At 54.6% G+C, this 17,493-nt stretch carries 12 protein-coding genes and 1 pseudogene; all 13 read right to left on the reverse strand.

Annotated elements, in window-relative coordinates; genetic code table 11:
- Positions 1-135: 135 nt before the first annotated feature.
- A pseudogene (locus tag ACRCWW_RS04685) lies at positions 136-1,158 on the reverse strand (Wzz/FepE/Etk N-terminal domain-containing protein); the annotation flags it as partial.
- Between the two features lie 18 nt (positions 1,159-1,176).
- Positions 1,177-1,620 (reverse strand): arsenate reductase/protein-tyrosine-phosphatase family protein, encoded by a 444-nt coding sequence (locus ACRCWW_RS04690; protein ID WP_438681369.1) that lies wholly within the window; start codon positions 1,618-1,620, stop codon positions 1,177-1,179.
- Entirely contained in the window at positions 1,608-2,747 is a 1,140-nt protein-coding gene (locus ACRCWW_RS04695; RefSeq protein WP_438681370.1) for a polysaccharide export protein, read from the reverse strand. The genes ACRCWW_RS04690 and ACRCWW_RS04695 overlap by 13 nt, the downstream gene beginning before the upstream one ends.
- Before the next feature lie 31 nt (positions 2,748-2,778).
- Entirely contained in the window at positions 2,779-4,872 is a 2,094-nt protein-coding gene (locus ACRCWW_RS04700; protein WP_438681371.1) for a YjbH domain-containing protein, read from the reverse strand.
- Entirely contained in the window at positions 4,869-5,603 is a 735-nt protein-coding gene (locus ACRCWW_RS04705) for a capsule biosynthesis GfcC D2 domain-containing protein (RefSeq protein ID WP_438681372.1), read from the reverse strand. The genes ACRCWW_RS04700 and ACRCWW_RS04705 overlap by 4 nt, the downstream gene beginning before the upstream one ends.
- Positions 5,600-6,244 (reverse strand): YjbF family lipoprotein, encoded by a 645-nt coding sequence (locus ACRCWW_RS04710; protein ID WP_438681373.1) that lies wholly within the window; start codon positions 6,242-6,244, stop codon positions 5,600-5,602. Before ACRCWW_RS04710 ends, ACRCWW_RS04705 begins: the two co-directional genes overlap by 4 nt.
- A gap of 110 nt (positions 6,245-6,354) precedes the next feature.
- Positions 6,355-6,633 (reverse strand): hypothetical protein, encoded by a 279-nt coding sequence (locus tag ACRCWW_RS04715; protein WP_438681374.1) that lies wholly within the window; start codon positions 6,631-6,633, stop codon positions 6,355-6,357.
- A 524-nt stretch (positions 6,634-7,157) separates the two neighbouring features.
- Positions 7,158-7,325: a hypothetical protein gene (locus ACRCWW_RS04720; RefSeq protein WP_438681375.1), complete on the reverse strand. Its 168-nt coding sequence runs from the start codon at positions 7,323-7,325 to the stop codon at positions 7,158-7,160.
- Positions 7,297-9,453, reverse strand: coding sequence for a polysaccharide biosynthesis tyrosine autokinase (locus tag ACRCWW_RS04725; protein WP_438681376.1), 2,157 nt, complete (start codon positions 9,451-9,453; stop codon positions 7,297-7,299). Before ACRCWW_RS04725 ends, ACRCWW_RS04720 begins: the two co-directional genes overlap by 29 nt.
- A gap of 256 nt (positions 9,454-9,709) precedes the next feature.
- Complete coding sequence (locus tag ACRCWW_RS04730) at positions 9,710-12,307, reverse strand: bifunctional diguanylate cyclase/phosphodiesterase (protein WP_438681377.1); 2,598 nt, start codon at positions 12,305-12,307, stop codon at positions 9,710-9,712.
- Between the two features lie 26 nt (positions 12,308-12,333).
- Positions 12,334-14,793, reverse strand: coding sequence for a bifunctional diguanylate cyclase/phosphodiesterase (locus ACRCWW_RS04735; RefSeq protein ID WP_438681378.1), 2,460 nt, complete (start codon positions 14,791-14,793; stop codon positions 12,334-12,336).
- Between the two features lie 67 nt (positions 14,794-14,860).
- Positions 14,861-16,225 carry a GGDEF domain-containing protein gene (locus tag ACRCWW_RS04740; RefSeq protein WP_438681379.1) on the reverse strand — a complete coding sequence of 455 codons (1,365 nt, stop codon included), beginning with the start codon at positions 16,223-16,225 and terminating at the stop codon, positions 14,861-14,863.
- Between the two features lie 283 nt (positions 16,226-16,508).
- Positions 16,509-17,420 carry a LysR family transcriptional regulator gene (locus tag ACRCWW_RS04745; RefSeq protein ID WP_438681380.1) on the reverse strand — a complete coding sequence of 304 codons (912 nt, stop codon included), beginning with the start codon at positions 17,418-17,420 and terminating at the stop codon, positions 16,509-16,511.
- Between the last annotated feature and the right edge of the window lie 73 nt (positions 17,421-17,493).

Consider the following 17,493-nt stretch of genomic DNA (forward strand, 5'->3'; position numbering starts at 1 on the left):
TTATCACATGTGGAGAAGTGCAGTCCGGCGCGAATTATCTACGCCACAGATTTGAGAATCTAAGGTCAGGTACGGCGTCCGGACTGCAGGCAGAAAGAACTGGCCGGCTCTTTCTGCACGTGGGGGATAATACAAGGTCGGGTGATCCTTCTTGTACAACTGCGAAATCTCCGCTTCACGGAAGGTCAGTTCGTTCAGCTGATTGTCGGTATTCACAATCTGTTCGAGCACGGATTTGGCTTCCAGATTGAGATCGACTGAATCGCGCTCCTGGCGATAGCTGTTGAGCTTGCTTTCGGCCTCATCCAGTTCGCCGCGCACTTTTGGCAACTGGCTTTGCAGAAACTCCAGGCTGCGCGAATCCTGCGCGGCCTGGCGGGCGATATTTTGTTGCAGGTAGTTATCCGCAATGCTGTTGAGAACGCGGGCGATAAGCTGCGGGTCGTCACCGGTCATGGTCAGCCCGAGCATTCCGCTGTCTTTGCTACGCTCGTTAACGGCAAAGCTAAGCTGCAAATCGTTAATCGCTTCCAGCTCCGTTTGCTGGCTGAGCGTGAACTGCGTGCCCGGTCGCGCCTGAATATCCGCGATTTTCAGCGAAATGCCGTCCACATCCAGCAATTGCCCCTGCACGCCGTCAGCGCTGAGGGTTTCACTTTGTAAGTGGTAACGCCCTTCTTCGCCCACGGTCAGCGTCAGGGTTTGCGGCTTGCCGTAAAGACGTGGAATGTTCATCCAGCTGATAGCCAGTTCAGCCGGCCGTTCACCGGTTAAACGCGCCCAACCCGCGCCAAAGACCGGGAGATACTTTTGCTGGACGACGTTACGCAGGCTCAGGTCATCAATGGTTTTGCCGAGGATCATCCTGGACTGCAACAGCTGCATTTCAGGGGCCGATTCCGGCGAGGCATTCGGCATCATCTGGCTCAGGCTGCTGAGCAACGCGTTGCCCTGCTTTTGCTCCACCTGAATCATGGCATCAGCCTGATAGACCGGCGTAGAGAACAGCGCATAAACCACCGCCAGCACGGTGAACAGCGCGGTGATCCCGACAATCAGCTTTGCATGATCGAGAAGTTCGCCAAGCAGACGCCCCAAATCAATCTCATTCTCTGCCGTGGCAGCGCCCTGCGGAGCGCTAAGGTTTTTGGTCGACATAAAACAACTTCCGTGAATTTAGCTGAGCCTTTTCGCCCATTCCTGACTGGCCTGTTGCATCAGGCCGTAAACGTGATCGAAGGCTTCGTGGCTTTTGCGGTAAGGATCGGGGATCTCTTTTTCCTTCAGCCACTGGCCGAAGAACAGCGTCTTGCCCCTGACTTCTGGCACCATCGAGGTCACCTGAGCGATGTGCTCAGATTCCATCACCAGGATCAGGTCATACTCCCGCGCCATGGCGGGCGTGATTTTGCGGGCGATATGGCCATCAAGGGATAACCCGTTTTTCTCCGCCGCCTGGGAGGCGGCCGAATCGGCCGGTTTTCCGGTTAAGCCTGCGGTACCCGCAGAATCGACCTGAACATGTGGCAGCATTTCACGCAGCAAGCGCTCGCCCGTAGGCGAACGGCAAATGTTTCCGGTGCACACCACCAGAATGGAGTGGAAACTTAGTTTGGCCATGTTTTGATAAACCTCGCGGTTTCGGTGAGATCGTGAACGCCGGAGATAGTCGGTACCAGTTGCGAAATCACGCGATTCCAGCGCACCAGCGGCGCAGTGGTGACATATACGATGTCGTAAGGTTCGAGCGGGAATTCCGTGCCGAGCACCATCGCCGTGGCATCTTTGGTATTGAGCTGATAGACGTTGGCAATCTTGCCGCCCTGCTTGCCTTTCAGCGAGCGGATCACAAACACGCCGCTGGCGTCGGACATCTCCTGCTTCATGCCTTCGGCATTGCCCAGCGCTTCTGCCAGCGTCATGCCGCTGCGATCCATTTTGAGCGAGCTCTGGCGGCCTACTTCGCCCATCACAAAGACTTTCAGGTCGTCATTGCGCGGCACGAAGAGAATATCGCCCGGGTGCAGCAGTTTGTTTTGGGTCAGATCGCCGCGCTGCATCAGCGCATAGAGCGAGATTTTGGTGTCTTGCCCTTGATGCGTGAGCACCACATTGCGCCAGTCGGCGTCGGCGGTCAGGCCGCCTGCGTTGTTGATGGCGTCCATCACCGTCAGCGGAATGTTGGTGATCGGCTGCTGGCCGGACTTCGCCACTTCGCCCGTCACATAGGTTTTCTGCGAGCGGAACGCGGCGATGCTGACATCCACCTGCGGGCTCTCAATCACTTTATCCAGCCGCGCGGTGATCTCGGCGCGAACCTGGGTCAGCGTTTTCCCGGCCACCTTCAGCCGCCCAATGTAAGGGTAGAAAATCGCCCCGTCGGCATTCACCCAGTTGCCCGTGTCGCTGGCGCTACGGTATTGCCCCGCAGGCGTCGTCAGCTCCGGGTGATCCCAGACGGTGACCATCAGCACATCGCCCACACCAATGCGATATTCGTACTGATTCAGTTGCTCATCCAGCAGCGGATTGGCGCGGGAAGTCACCGGCTGTGGGCGAAGCTTATCGACAAGCCCAGGCGTCAGTGGGTACACGTTGACCATTTTATCGAGGTCATACTGGCTATCCGGCAGTTCGATAACCTCTTTGCCACGGGTGCTCAGCCCCTGACCGGGCACCACGGTGCAGCCGCTCAGCGTCACAAGCGCCAGACCCAGCAGGGAAAATTTAAAGATTCGCTTTTTCATTTCTCACTATCATTCATCAAGGTGTTCAGGGTTATTGCCCCACGGGCATTTCGCGTTCTGCGGTCATACCGTAGAGCTGATATTTGCGGCCGAGCATCTGCCCGCCATCACGCGTCAGCGGAGTCCAGGACACCACGGCGCGGTTGCGGTTTGGCGAAATGGTCATCAGATCCAGCGGCACAGAGATATAAAAGCCCTTACTGAAGCCGCCTTCCCCATAGTCTTCTTTTGAGACATTGGTCATCGCCGCCCACACGCCCACGGTAACGCCACTGTCAAAGCGCTTAGCGACATCCAGCGTCGCGCCTTTGTCTTTCGCCAGATACTGGCCGACGCTGAGCTTCATCAATACCGAATTGACCTGCGGCGGGTTCCAGTAAGCGGTTAAAAAACCTGTCGGCGCGCTGTAGTCGGTAAAGCGCATCATGTTGTTCCAGTCGCGCTGTTTGACGTAGTTCACGTCCATTCCCAACGCCCAGCTTGCATCCAGCTGACGGTAAAGCACTTCCGCCCCTACGCCGCCGTACATCGTTTCCAGATAGCCGCCGTAAAGCTGACCGTAAAAGCCCTGTCCGAGGCTGCGAACGTAGTTACCCTGCAGGTTATTGACGTAAACATCGTTGGCGACATAGTCGCGAATGTGGGTTCTGACTCGCGGCAGCGTTGAGTCAGCAGGCAGTAGCGAGGAGTTAAATTTGTCGTAGTTGTTGTAGAGGTTGGCGAACACGCCGCCGTCGAGCAGCAGGTTATCCGTCAGCCAGTAGTTGGCGCTGGCTAACAGCCCGACCTGGAACATATAGAACCCTTCCGGGCCACCGAGCGACTGCGCCAGCGTTGGCGAAAGGGCGTAATTGAAACGGCTCTCTTTGATGCGATAGCCGCGCCCCCAGGCGGAGAAATCAACCGGCTCCACGCGCTGCTGTTTCAGCGTTTTTTCCTGCCCGAGAGGATACCCTTCAAGCTGCTGACGCAGGCTGGAGACCTGGGTTTCCGTTGTGACCATGGGCAGATGGTTACGCGTCTGCGTCACGCTCAGCGTCTCAACGCCTTCCGGAAGATGGTTGATCAGAATGCGATTCGCTCTGTCGAGCGCTTCCCGCGGATCGCGATAACGGTACTGCTCGCCGCGCAGATAGAGCGTGTCACCCCGCTGGAGCATTTCCGGGGCGTCAAACCCGGCGTTGTATTTTAATTCTGTGAGCTGGCTGGCAACGGCGGTGTACTGTAGCCCCGTGGTTTCCGGCGCAGGCTGATAGTGCGGCTTCGGGTTATCCCGCAGCGCCGGGTGCAGATCGTTGAAGTTGGTCCGCAGCGTAAAGCCGAACATCAACGTGTTGCCACGCTCGTAGTTCAGCGTCAGATCCGCCCATTCAGCGGCACGGTAAACCGCGCCAACGTTGAACGGACTGGCTTGTTTGATGCTGCCCGCAAACTCGTTTTTATAATCGTTGCCGTCATACTCAAGCTTGAGGCGCAGCGGGCGCCACGGCGTCTGGTATTCCACTCCGGCAAACAGCGCCGCCGGGCCGCGGAACATGTCGTTGAAGCTGATATCGCCGGCATCGTTCAGTTCAGCCCGCGTGCAATATTTGTCATTCATGCGGCAGAAAGGGTTGCTGATGTTGCCGCTGTTGCCCGGATATCCCCACGCCATGCCGAAAGTCAGATCGACCGGCCCAACCCTTTTGCTGGCCGCCAGATACTCACCATCGAATAAACCCGTTCCGGCAATATCACGCTTGCCCAACGCCAGCTGCGGCAACCACGAGGATTCTTCCCACAGTCGAACCTTGAAATCGAAGGATTTGTCCTTGTAGCTCTGGTCACCGCTGAAATCCGGGTTGTTGCTGTATTTGCGGGTACGGACATCGGAATAGCGAATGGTGCCTTCCAGCCACGGGAACAGCGCAATCGACGTCGAATAAAAACGGTACTGATCGTTATCGCGATAGTTGAGGCTGAACTCCCCTTCACGGGCGATACGGGCAGTAGGCATTTGCAGCAGACCGGTGCCGCCAAAATCCGACTGAGACGGGCCGAGCGGATCGGGGAACGTTTCAGTTTGCGCGTAACAAGCGCTGGAAACCGCCACCGCCAGGCAGCTCAGCCACAGATGTTGTTTCATTGTTTCGCCTCCCGCTGGGCCAGCAGGCGAATAATCTGTTCATTCAAACCCTGTTCATCTTCGGCAAAACCCACCCAAATCACGCTGCCGGGTTCGGCCTCTCGATGCAGATCGTTCCACTGCGCTATCGGCGCAACGTCAGGCTCCCCGGAAGGTGAAATCACCGTGACGTGGCTGGTGTCGGCTCCCGCCAAAAATACGTGGCCGTTGAAGTAATCGCTCACGCTGGTTGCCGGTCGCCAGCGTTGCTCGCCTGGCGAATCAATCGCGCCAAGCAAAGTGACGGTGTCCGGTCGCGTCGTCAGATACAGCTGGTACTCACCCTGCAGGCGAACATCGGCATCGGGCTGAGTGCGTACCACGTCCGGGTCCAGATTCACCCGTAAACGTCCAGCCACCGTAATGCTGGCAAGCTGTGCCTGAACACTGCGCAGCGTCGCGGCCAGCGGCGCTTTCGCCTGCTGCTCCCAAACGCTCAACTGGCGCAAAACCTGTTGCTGTTGGGCTTTGGCCTTTTGGCTTTCCGCCGGGGTAGTGATAATGGTTCCTGGCCACCAGGCGTTAGCGCTCACTTCGGGTGAGGTCACCAGCTGAGCCAGGGTTTGAACATTCTCGCTCCTGATCTGTTGTCCGGATTGGGGGCCGTTAATCGTCACCACGCTCTCTTTTGCAGCATGAGCGGATGTGGCGAGCAGTAAGGTGCCAGTCAGTAGCGTTAAGAGCATTTTCATGGGGCGGGTTTCAGGAGCGTCATTTCTGCGGGCAGTACGCCTGCGCCAGTCATTTGCTGACTCTGACGAACCAGCCCGGTCGTGTTCTCAATCCAGAACGTGTTTTGCCATTCGCACTTCGGTGAAACGCTGCGCACGGTTTCCCGCCAGAGTTGTGTTTCAACAGGCAGACCGGCAATCAGCAGCGTGCGTTTACCCGCAGAGGTAAAGGTTGAAGTCAGTCTGGCGGAACGCAATTCGCCGTCTTCAGTCCAGCGGATGTCGCGCTGCCATTGCAGGCCATTCTGTAGCTGCGCGGTGTTTTTCAGCGGATCGCTGGCAAGATGAGTCACCTCCAGAAGGTTGCTGTGCAGGCCGACGGTTTTTGCCAGCCGCCCGTGGTCAGTCACGATCATCGCGTGATCCTGAGTGAGCCATTTGTTGAGGCCGTTTTTCCGATAGCCGAGCACCACAAAAATGCGCTGCCCCTCGTTGAGCCGCAGATACATCGTGGCGTAAGGCAGAGCCTGAATCTCTTCGTCTGTCACAATGACGTCTGGCGCACCGCGCAGCGACGTCGAGAACGTGTCCACCATGCTTTGCTGGCTGGGCGTACACCCTTGCAGGAACAGCCCTATCAAGGGAAAAATCAGCGCTCGCACCCTAACTCCTTCTCAAAATGAATCCATAAACCGCTTTGGGGTGAAATTACCCGGGGCCAACTGCACCGCCGGGTAACAGGCACTGAGTGAGTCACTCAGCGCAAACCGCCTTAACGCGTGGCAGTGGTGGTGGTGGTGTTTTTGGAGCCATCGCTGCTGTCGTTAGCCGCGACAACCGCCAGCGTTGCGAGGCCAGCAACAGCACTCACACCCACGACGGTGGCGGTGCCGACTGCGCCAGCGGCCAGGCCACCGGTGGTCCCTGCGGTTGCAGCCGTGGTGCCTGCGCTCGCTTCCGTTGCCGCAGCAGCTTCAACAGCGGCCATGGCAGAAGGGGCCGCAGCGGCCAGGGTCAGCGCAGCCAGAACTGCACAAAGCGTCTTTTTCATTTATGTTCCTCATTCAATGAATGGACTGATTGAGCCTGAATATTCAGGCTGGTTAACCGGGTATATACCCGGGCTGACTTCCGTCCCGGAAAGGCACGGAATATCATCCATGCCACCGCCCTGGCTCTGGCTGCCAGCGTGCGAAGATGGGTTACGAAATAGGATCTGACGTCGGAGATAGTAATAAGTAAAGTCGCTGGGATTAGGATAATTCCCACGTTAAAAAATAACAACCGGGCGTAATTTCACACACCTTCGCCTGCGCGCAGAAAATCACATTATTCGCGAAGCTCAATCCACTCTTTAAAATACGCCATCCGTTGCAAAGAAACGCCTCATCGCCTGCCACTAAAAACACACAATACACTGTTTTAATTTGATAAATAATCAAACAACATCGTTATAAATGACGTTAAAATAAAGTAACATCAATCAAGTGGAGCTCAATTTTCAGCATCCAAAAATAGAATAACTCATGGCCTTAAAGTGAAATAAGCCGCAACTATATTGCGCTTATAACCCTTTCAGATTTTCACAGCTGGCAATGCCGAAAAAATATCAAAATCAATCTTCATTTCATGAATTACCGTCACTTTTATCGGCAATTCTCGCCTTAAATTTTCACCCTGAGCTTTTGGGTGTTCAATAAGGCTGTTATGAGATTCAGCTTTTTCCGTCGTAGCTGTATCCATAATGGTGATAGCCTTCACCCAGTCGGCTGCTGGCTCGTTTTATCACACCGTTGAGTATCGCGCCTTTCACGTTGACGCCGCCCTGCTCCAGGCGCTGCACGCAGACCGTCATCTCTTTCACGCTGTTCATGCCAAAGCGCGCCACCACCAGGCTGGTGCCTGCGCTGCGGCCAATCACTGCGGCATCCGTCACCGCCAGAATAGGCGGCGTGTCGACAATCACCATGTCATAGGTGCTATTAGCCCAGTGCAACAGAGAGCGGAAGCGTTCGTGCATCAGCAGTTCTGAAGGGTTAGGTGGCACCTGGCCGCGAGTCAGAACATCAAATCCGCCCGCCGGGAAAGTCTGTACGGCCTGCTCCAGGGGAGTTTTGCCTGAGAGCATATCGGAGAGCCCTTTTTGATTGGGCACTGTGAACAATTCGTGGGCATAGCCTTTGCGCATATCCGCATCGATATAAAGCACGCGCTGTCCAGATTGCGCGACAATCGCCGCCAGCGTGCTGCTAATGAACGTTTTGCCACTGTCCGGCGTGGCGCCTGAAATCATCAGCACCGCATCAGGCGCTTCCATCATCGCAAAGTGCAGGCTGGTTCGCAGACTGCGGACAGACTCCACCGCCAGATCGGCCGGGTTATCGAGCGCTAAATAGCTGTGGGAGAGCTTCTGTTTGCTACGCTGGCGCTGGTTCTTTTGCAGCCAGTCGGACAGCGGCACCGTGGCATAGACGTTGATACCCTTCTCTTCCAGCTGCTCCGGGGAAACAATCCCCCGACGCAGCATGCTCCGCATCAGTACGCCGCCCACAGAGACCATCAACCCCAACATCACGCCCAGCATCACGATTAACGCTTTCTTCGGCGCAACAGGCCGGGGCTGCGTGACCGCTTCATCGATAATTCTGACGTTACCGATCGCGCTCGAACGCGCAATGCTCAGCTCCTGCTGGCGATTCAGCAATTGCAGGTACACCGCCCGGCCAGATTCAACATCGCGGCTCAAACGTAAAATTTCCTGCTGCATCGACGGCATCGTAGACACCCGCTTGCTCAGGCGCCCCTTTTCGTTCTCAAGCGTGCGGCGTTTATCCATCAGCGCTTTGTAAGTCGGGTGATCTTTCTTGTAGAGCTGCGAGATTTCAGCTTCACGAAACGTCAGCTCATTAAGCTGATTGTCGACATTCACAACCTGCTCCAGCACGGATTTGGCTTCCAGATTGAGATCGACCGAGTCGCTGGCTTTACGGTAGCGGTTCAGACGATCTTCCGCCTGATCCAGTTCGCCCCGCACTTTCGGCATCTGTGTCTGTAAAAAATCGAGGCTGCGGGAATCCTGAGCGGCCTGACGGGCCACGTTCTGTTGCAGATAGTTATTGGCAATGCTGCTAAGAATTTGTGCGATGCGCTGCGGGTTATCGCCTTTCATCGTCAGCCCCAGCATGCCGCTGTCTTTGCCACGCTCACTCACCGAAAACCCTTTTTGCAGCTCGTTTATCGCTTCCAGCTCCGTCAGACGTTTAAGGATAAAGCGAGTGCCGGGCGGCGCATCGATAGAACGAACATTGATGGAGATCCCTCCCAGTTCGACCATTTCACCGGGCGCACTGTCCACGGAGAAGCCTTTGCCCGACAGGCGAAAGCGCCCTTTCTTCCCCACGGTCAGCAGCAGCGTCTGGGCTTTGCCATGAACGCGTGGCATATGCAGCCAGTTAAGGGTGACGGTTCCCGGCTTTTTCCCGGTGAGCCGCGCCCAGCCACGGCCGAGAACAGGCCAATAGACCTGCTGAACCTGGCTGCGCAGATTGAGGTCATCAATGGTTTTACCGAGGATCATACGGGATTGCAGAAGTTGCACTTCAGGCGCCGATTCCGGCGAGGCGTTGGGCATCATCTGACTAAGGCTGTTGAGCAGCGCATTTCCCTGCTTTTGCTCAATCTGTACCAGCGCATCGGCCTGATAAAGGGGGGTTGAGAACAGCGCCCAGACAACCGCAACCAGCGTGAATAAGGCGGTAATACTCACAATGATGACCCGATGGTCGATAAGCTCTCCCAGCAGACGCCCCAGATCAATCTCGTTCTCAGCGGCTGTCGCACCGCCTGGGGTACTCAGGTTTATCATCGACATTTTTACCCATTCCTTTGAGACGTTGTCCCTTGTCATTTCTTAAATCAGGATATTTCTTAAATAAGAAAAAGACAATAATATCAATGAACTAGGATTACGTAATACGGACCAGATGGGCTGTGTGCGAGGTTGCAGAGTGAAGCGCGGGCCGACAAATCAGCCCGCGTGAAGTGGCAGAGGAAGGATTAGTTCGCCTGATAAACCTTACGGCCTGCAACACGTGTTGAGCAAGTCGCCCTTACAGGCCAGGCACGTGTCACACCACCGTTTCGCTGCTCTCTTCCTGCGGCTGGTAGTAAAACTCTCCGGCTTCGCAGCGGAAGGTGGAAAACCCGGACGGTCGGCGGAAATAGTAGCCCTGTGCTTTCTGGCAGCCGAGCGCTTTGAGCTTTTGCATTACGCTTTCATCTTCGATGCCTTCGGCAATCAGCGGCACATTGAAGCCACTGGCGAGCACGATCAGGGAGTTAATCACCGACTGTGCTTTTTCATCACCCATGACACCGGAGACAAAATTGCGGTCTATTTTGATGCTGTCAAACGGCAGCGCATGCAGATAAGAGAGGCTTGAGAACCCGGAACCAAAATCATCGAGTGAGATAGAAATCCCGTGACGGCGCAAATAGCCAAGCATTTTGCCTATGCGCTGCATGTCTTGCATCAGCACACTTTCCGTGATTTCAATGCAGATGTTGCTGTTGGCAAGGCCGTTGCTGCGTATGCTGTCGATCAGGTGCCAGGCAAAATCCTGCTGTAATAACTGGATAGCCGACACGTTAATGTGCAGCAGGAAGTCCTGCGGCGCACCGCGGGCAATCATCGCCGCCAGCTCCCGGCAGGCTTCTTCGATAACCCATTTCCCCAACGGAACAATCAGCCCGGTCTCTTCCGCCAGCGGAATAAATCTGTCCGGCGAGACGTCTCCAAGTGCCTGTGAATGCCAGCGCAGCAGGCACTCGCCTTCCCGACAGCGTCCTTCGTGACGCTGATCGATGATCGGTTGCAGCACCAGATGGAACTCATGGTGATGAATGGCGTCATTGAGATGCTCGTGCAGCTGAATGTTGTAAAGTTCGTGCTCGTACATCTCCTGAGAAAAGAGCGTCACCACGCCATTTCCCACGGTTCCCGCCTGCAACAGCGCAATCCCTACCTCACGACGAAGGGTGGAGAATGAGGCTTCAGTGATGGGCGAAAGCACCATCCCGACGTTACCGGTGTAAACATATTTATTCTCTGCGCCGTGCAGTTCATGAGCATCGCCCATAAACAGAGCGCCGAGGATCTCGCGGTAACGCTGGCAATCTTTGTCCTGGTTCATGCCGGGAAAGATCACCAGCAATTTGTCAGTAGTATCACGGGCAATCAGCGTGTCCGTCGGCAACAGGTCGCGCAGACGGCGGATAAATTCATTGATAAAGGCGTCACCAAATTCTGAACCCAGCGCATTCACCACGCTGTACATATTGCCAATCTGCAGCAATGCCATCAGATTTCGTTTCTTATACAACGAGGGCTGTTGCAGCAGACCTGCCCGGGTCCAGAGCTGCGTGACCTCATCTTCTTCGATTTTCTTACGCTGCAGTTCAAAACTTTCTGCGAGCTTGTGCGACAGCGCCATAAAGGTCGTTTCCAGGGAGGCAATCTCCGGGAAATGGCGTTTGTCAGTGGACGGCGTCCAGCGGTGAGTCACCAGTTCGTCAGCTTTGCGAGAGATTTCAAGCAGCGGGCGCGTGGCTCGGGAAAGTACCCACACCACGGCGAGCAGCCCCAGTCCACAGGCAATAAACAACACCAGCATCATCACCCTCCCGTAGCTGAGAATGGTCTGTGAAGTGGCTTCCGCCGGGCTGATGATCACCCCTTTCCAGTTCAGCTGGGCTTCCTGATCCTGGATGGCAAAGGTATCCACATAGTAATCCTGCCCTTTTACCTTCATCGAGAGCATGCCGGGTTTGGCCTGCTGGCGAATAGCGTTCCCTGCCGCCACCACTTCTGGATTACGGCTTTCGCTGAGCTTATGTAGAGTGAGCAACTGACCGGTCTTCCCGGAAGTGGCTTGCGTTGCAGCCGGAAGCGACGAAGCCACCAGCTCATGCTGCTCATTCACAATAAGCAAAATGCTGTTGGGATAGGGTTTGAATTTCTGCAGATTTTGGTTGAGCTCATCAACATGCAACTCGCTGGCGACCACGCCGACAAATTTACCGTGACGATTAAAGGCCGGAGAGCTCCAGGCGATACCGGTGATGCTCAGGTCGTCGTAATCGATAAACGGGCGAGTCCAGTGTGACCGCTTGTCTTTGGCGACAGCGGTGTACCACTCCCGGCGGCGAGGATCGTAATCAGGCGCGGTTTTGGTGACCGCCGATTCCGTACTTAAATGGCTGTAAAACGTCAGTAAACCGGCGGTACTGGCATCTTTCAGCGCCAGATAATCTTCTCTGGCCCGATCGTGAGACACCGCAATAAAGTCGCCGCTGATGCTGCCAAACTCCAGCAGGTTCAGGTAATGGCGATCGGAAAAAACGTTGTTGATGTTATTGACCAGGTTGCTGCTCAGCTCACGGACAGGCAGGTTGTCGCCCTCTTGCTGGCCAATCGCATGAACCAGGATGGCATTGGATTGCAGCGGCACATCGATATAATCATTGATGGCGCGTTCAATGGTCGCCTTTTTCGCTGAGAGCATTTTCTCGCTCATGGTGTCGAGAAAGGTATACCCCTCAAAATGCAAAAAAGCGTACATGGTGACCAGCACAAAGCAGAAGGTCACCACCAGCGTTAACAGAATCGTTTTGGTCAGCGTCAGCGGATAAGCATCAACGGAAAACTTCTCTTTCAGGATAAGCATAACTCGCCTCTGGTTTCGTCAGTCTGTCAGTCAGGCAGAACAACAAACTGACCGTTCACCGGGGTAAAATCGGCGAAAGATTTCGGTCGTGAGTAGTAATATCCCTGCGCCAAATCGCATCCCATCTCCAGCAGCTTCGCCGCCATCTCCGCGGTCTCCACCCCTTCCGCCACCAGCGGCACTTCAAAGCTTTGCGACAGCATTAACACTGAAGCGATAACGGCTTCGCTCTTCTTGTCATCCAGCACATTGCGCACGAAACCGCGATCGATTTTCAGGCAGTCGAACGGCAGCGAGTGCAGATAGGAGAGGCTTGAATAACCCGAACCAAAGTCATCTATCGCCACGGAAATACCCAGACGACGCAGATAAGCGAGGATCTCCACAATGCGGTGCGTGTCGTGCAGCAGCACGCTTTCGGTGATTTCAATACAGATGTTGCTGTTGTTCAGCTCGTAGCGGTGAATGCATTCCAGCAGATGGCGGGAGAAATCCGGCTGCGACAGCTGAACCGCAGAAATGTTGACGTGCAGCTTAAAGTCCTGCGGGGCACCGCGCGCAATGAACTCCGCAAGCTCACGACAGGCGGTGTCGATAATCCATTTGCCCAGCGGGACGATCATCCCGGTATGTTCCGCCAGGGCGATAAATTTGTCCGGTGGCACAAAGCCCAGCACGTTGGATTGCCAGCGAATCAGGCACTCGCCTTCGCAGCAGGGCGCACCTTCAACAAAAGGCACGATGGGCTGCATGACCAGATGAAAACCTTCATTCTGCAAATCGTCGCGCAGCGCCTGATGCAAACGCAGGTTATGCACTTCTTCTTCACGCATTTCCGGTGTGAACAGCTCGCAGGTGCCGTTACGCTGGCTCTGAGCATGCTGAACCGCCAGGCTCACATTTCGCAGGCACTCGCTGATGTTCTCTTTGGTGACGGGTTCAATCACCAGGCCGACGTGTCCGGTGAAGATAGGCGACTCCCCGCCAATTTCCGTCGGATTCATGCGAAAAACAGACGACAGGATGGAACGGTACCAGGTCACGTCTTTGTGTTCGTACCTCCCGGCAAAGGCGATGATGAAGGTATCTTCACGGTCGCGGCAGCACAACGCGCCTTCCGGTAACAGGCTGCGCAGACGCTCAGCGAAATGCTGAATAAATTCTTTCGCAAGCGTGGTGCCGAGGGCATTTTTTACCGAGTTGAAATTACTGACCTGAATCATAGCCAGCAAATTACGGTTGTCATACAGCTCAGCGGTATGCAGCAGGCCGCCGCGCGTCAGGAAGTGGGTGTCGATATCCTCTTCTAGGCTGTTTCGCGGTGATCCTGCGGCCGCAGGATAAGCCTGTGAAACAGTTGATAACGCCTGATTAAGTTCAACCAACTCAGGGAAGTACTGGTTTTCCTGCTCTTTATGCCACGGTGTCAATCCACGCTGACGAAGTGTCTTAACCGTCTCCTTCAACGAACCGGTGAAGCGAATGATCACCACGCCCAGCGCGGCCATCAACAGCAGGGTCACTATCACAATGCTCAAGGAGATAAGCAGGTGCTGATGCTTGCTTCCGGCAAGCACCGCTGTTTTCGGTACCATCAGCACCGCGCGCCAGTTAAGCAAATGCTCACTGTCCTGAACATCAAACGTGGTCGCAAGCCAGGTTTTCTGATCCACCTCAAACGTCTGGATGGCGCCTTCGCTGTACGGGTCCGGACGCTGGCCGGATGGAGGCGCATTATCGGTGCTGGCGATCACCTGCCGATCGGGGCCAATCAGCATCAGCGAATAGTCGCTACCGGGTTTGATGCTTTCCAGAAACTGGCTCATCTCTGCCACTTTCAGGCTGCTGGAAATCACCCCCAGAAACCGCCCTTTGTTGGCATAAACCGGAGAATGCAGGGTGACGATTAGCCCTTGTTTGTCAGACGTTGTCGTCCACCAGGGGTTGCGCTGAAGCTGCGCTGAATGAAACCAGGGCTGCGCCTGAACGTCGAATTTGTCATTGGATTTGACGATGTTGGTCTCTTCGTTCAGCCCGCTGTAGCTGATAAGCAGATTCGGGTTCTGGCTGTCCGTACGTTCGAGATAAATTCGATTGCCAGGCTTGTCGCGTAGAATTGCAAAATGTTCACCGTTGGCCTCGGACCAGGAAAAGCTGTGGAAGGCAGGAATAGCAGAAAATGCCCGCGAGGTCAGATACACCATTTCCGGACGGATCATTTCGTTGTTCAGAGTGCTCTGCCCGCCCTGCAAATACTGCTGCAACAGGTGACTCAATTCATGCGGGTTATCGAGGTACTCTTTCAGCTTTTGCTGTGCCGTTTCGCTTTGGCTTAGCAGCAACTGCTGGCTCATCTGATTTCCGCTCTGGCGGCTTTGATAGTCAAAAAAGCAGGTCGCACAGGTGACCATCACGATCAGTGCAACCAACAAAATGACCATCACGCTTCGGAACAAGGTGAACGGGTACGCTTTTAAGGACGACATTTCTATAGTTCTCGGAACGGTTAAGCTCTAAAGACTGAGAGGTTAATGGTAGAGGCACGTTGGCCTCTCAGGAGGCAGAATGCGCCAGATGTTTATCCATGACCGAAGGTGCCGCGCTGGTCCTGTTCCGGCCGGTCTTTTTGGATTGGTATAAAAAGTGGTCCGCTTCTGAGAGCAACCTGTCAAACGAGTCGACAATGCCACGGCGTGCGGCTTCACCATGGCTAAGCCCGATGCTGACGGTGAGCGTTAAGGTGTCGCTTCCCCACGTCAGCTCCATTTGTTCTATCTCTTCGCGAATAGCCTCCGCCAGGCGATAGCCTTTTCTCCCTGAGGCGTCAGGCATGACGACGGCAAATTCTTCGCCCCCCATTCTCGCCACAATGCCTTGCTCACCGACCACTTCCTGGACCCGGCTGGCAAAGGCCGACAGCACGTTGTCGCCACAATCATGGCCGTGGGTATCGTTGATGTTTTTAAAGTGATCGATATCCAGCAGCATAACGTTCAGCGGAGTATTGACGGCTTTGTGATCCTGAGCTTTCAGCTGCTCATACAGTCCGTAGCGGGAATGCACTCGCGTCAGATAGTCGTAATTGGCACGCGCAGAAAGCTGCTTCACCAGGGTGTTAATCGCCTGGACGCTCACCGCCACCATCACCGGGCTAATGGCAATGGAAGCGATACCCATACGTGCGGAGAAAATTTGGGTGATGTGCCCGGTCAGGCTGGAATACATCCAATGAGCATCCACCATCAGCACTTCCGCCGTGCCCGTCAGCATCGTCAGCAGGCAGGTCGTCGGGAGCGAGTAGCTGATAGCACACCAAATCAAAGCCGGAAGCGTCATCGACAAGCTGCCAATACCGCCGCTCACCCCTGAAAGGGTTAAACTCAGGATCAGCGTGATCAGCGGGATGACCTTTTTAAGCTCAAACCCGCCGAACGTTAGTGTGCCGGTCCACGTTAATAAAAACGGCAAAATCAGGACGCTGGTCGAAAACTCTTCGCTGAACCAGACCGGATAAACATCACGAAATGACGCGGAGCCGGATAACGCAAAACCATAACTTCCAGGCACAGAACACAGCAGAGCGCTAAACAAGCAATAGCTGTAGAGCCGTAATACATTTAATTTTACCGTTTCTGCTGTAGCCGGGCCTTCTCGCAAAATACAGTTCACCAATACCAGCACGAAGCAAATATTGGATATATTCACCAGCACCGCCCCTGGGCTGTTTATCGCGAAGACGCTATCCCACGCCAATAATGACAGCAGGCTAACCGTATAATAATAAGGACGGTTGAAGAAAGAATATCGGGAGAACAACCCTACCAGCACAGCGTTTAATGGCCAGAACAGCGCAACATGCCCCTCAACCTGCAACGCATCGCTCAAACGGTAGAACAGCAGCGTCGTTGCAATAAGCATAAGGGTGTTAAATAGCGTATTTTCCTCCCTCAAGTATCTTGAAGGATGAATCGTCAATTTATACATGTATCAACTGGCTTATTTTGAGTGTCAGCTAGCGCAGACAGGAATGGCAGACAAAGAATACTCATAATTCCTTATCACGACAAACATAAGGTTATCTTAAAATAAATATCATCAGTTATGCGTTAATATCTACAAGGATGCTCTGAAAGAGATTTTCCAGGCACAACAATAATGTATCAAAATATCAGATCACTATTATTGTGCCGTAACGGCAGGTTCAGTCTGGATATTTCTGGATAAGCGGAGCGCATTTTTCACGAACCGCATCATAAAGCAAGCGCACGCCAGTGGAGAGCTGTTTACGGTGCGGGCAAATCATATTCAGGGGCACCCAATCGCCTTGATATTCCGGCAATATCAGGCGTAACCGCCCTTCAGTCACATCCTCACACACATCCAGCCATGACTTGTTGGCAATGCCTTCGCCCGCCAACGCCAGACGATGAATCACTTCCGCATCGTCGCTCATAATGCTGCTGTTGACCTGAACCTCGTGCCGCTGCCCGTCCCGCGACAACGTCCAGCGATCGTAAAGCCTGCCTCGCAACAGGTAAGTCAGCGCATTCTTTTGTTGAAGGTCTTCCGGTGTTTTAGGCGCCCCATTGCGGGATATCCATTCCGGTGAGGCTACCAGCACACGGCGGTTTTCCGCCGCCACCGGAAGAGAAATAAACGAAGCGTCGTCAATCACGCCGTAACGAAAAGCCACATCAACGGGATCTTTAAACACGTCGGTTAAATTGTCAGAGAATAATATTCTCAGTCGCAACGCCGGGTGACGTCGTCTGAAATCCTGAAACACGGAGAGTAAAAGGTTGCGCCCTAAATCTGATGGCACCGCAATCTGCAACGTCCCGCGCACTTCATCTTCCGGTGCCTGAATTTTTTGCAGCCCGGCCTGCAACGTTTCCAGCATTTGAGTGGCGTAAGGCAGCCAGGTTTCACCTTCCGGCGTTAAGCGCAGGCTTCGCGTTGAGCGCGCGAATAGCCTGATGTTGAGCTGAGTTTCAAGGCGCTTGATGGCGGCGCTCACCTGAGCCGGAGCAAAACCGGCTTCTCGCGCCGCCACGCTGAAGCTGCCCAGTGCCGCTGCCCGCACAAACAAGGTCAGATCTTCCAGTCTGAGCATTTTCTTCTCCTGTCGTTAACGCCTGATAGTGTAAACCGGATTCACCGGAATCGTCTCAAAAAGCCCTTTCCAG

Origin of the sequence: Scandinavium sp. (assembly GCF_051650185.1) — a bacterium.
Lineage (GTDB): Bacteria > Pseudomonadota > Gammaproteobacteria > Enterobacterales > Enterobacteriaceae > Scandinavium.

Excerpts from the sequence above, each read along its gene's own strand:
- ACRCWW_RS04745 (WP_438681380.1), bottom strand. The coding sequence starts at position 17,420 with ATGCTCAGACTGGAAGATCTGACCTTGTTTGTGCGGGCAGCGGCACTG.
- ACRCWW_RS04705 (WP_438681372.1), bottom strand. The coding sequence starts at position 5,603 with ATGAAAATGCTCTTAACGCTACTGACTGGCACCTTACTGCTCGCCACA.
- ACRCWW_RS04700 (WP_438681371.1), bottom strand. The coding sequence starts at position 4,872 with ATGAAACAACATCTGTGGCTGAGCTGCCTGGCGGTGGCGGTTTCCAGC.
- ACRCWW_RS04730 (WP_438681377.1), bottom strand. The coding sequence starts at position 12,307 with ATGCTTATCCTGAAAGAGAAGTTTTCCGTTGATGCTTATCCGCTGACG.
- ACRCWW_RS04690 (WP_438681369.1), bottom strand. The coding sequence starts at position 1,620 with ATGGCCAAACTAAGTTTCCACTCCATTCTGGTGGTGTGCACCGGAAAC.
- ACRCWW_RS04715 (WP_438681374.1), bottom strand. The coding sequence starts at position 6,633 with ATGAAAAAGACGCTTTGTGCAGTTCTGGCTGCGCTGACCCTGGCCGCT.
- ACRCWW_RS04740 (WP_438681379.1), bottom strand. The coding sequence starts at position 16,225 with ATGCTTATTGCAACGACGCTGCTGTTCTACCGTTTGAGCGATGCGTTG.
- ACRCWW_RS04735 (WP_438681378.1), bottom strand. The coding sequence starts at position 14,793 with ATGTCGTCCTTAAAAGCGTACCCGTTCACCTTGTTCCGAAGCGTGATG.
- ACRCWW_RS04720 (WP_438681375.1), bottom strand. The coding sequence starts at position 7,325 with ATGGATACAGCTACGACGGAAAAAGCTGAATCTCATAACAGCCTTATT.
- ACRCWW_RS04725 (WP_438681376.1), bottom strand. The coding sequence starts at position 9,453 with ATGTCGATGATAAACCTGAGTACCCCAGGCGGTGCGACAGCCGCTGAG.
- ACRCWW_RS04695 (WP_438681370.1), bottom strand. The coding sequence starts at position 2,747 with ATGAAAAAGCGAATCTTTAAATTTTCCCTGCTGGGTCTGGCGCTTGTG.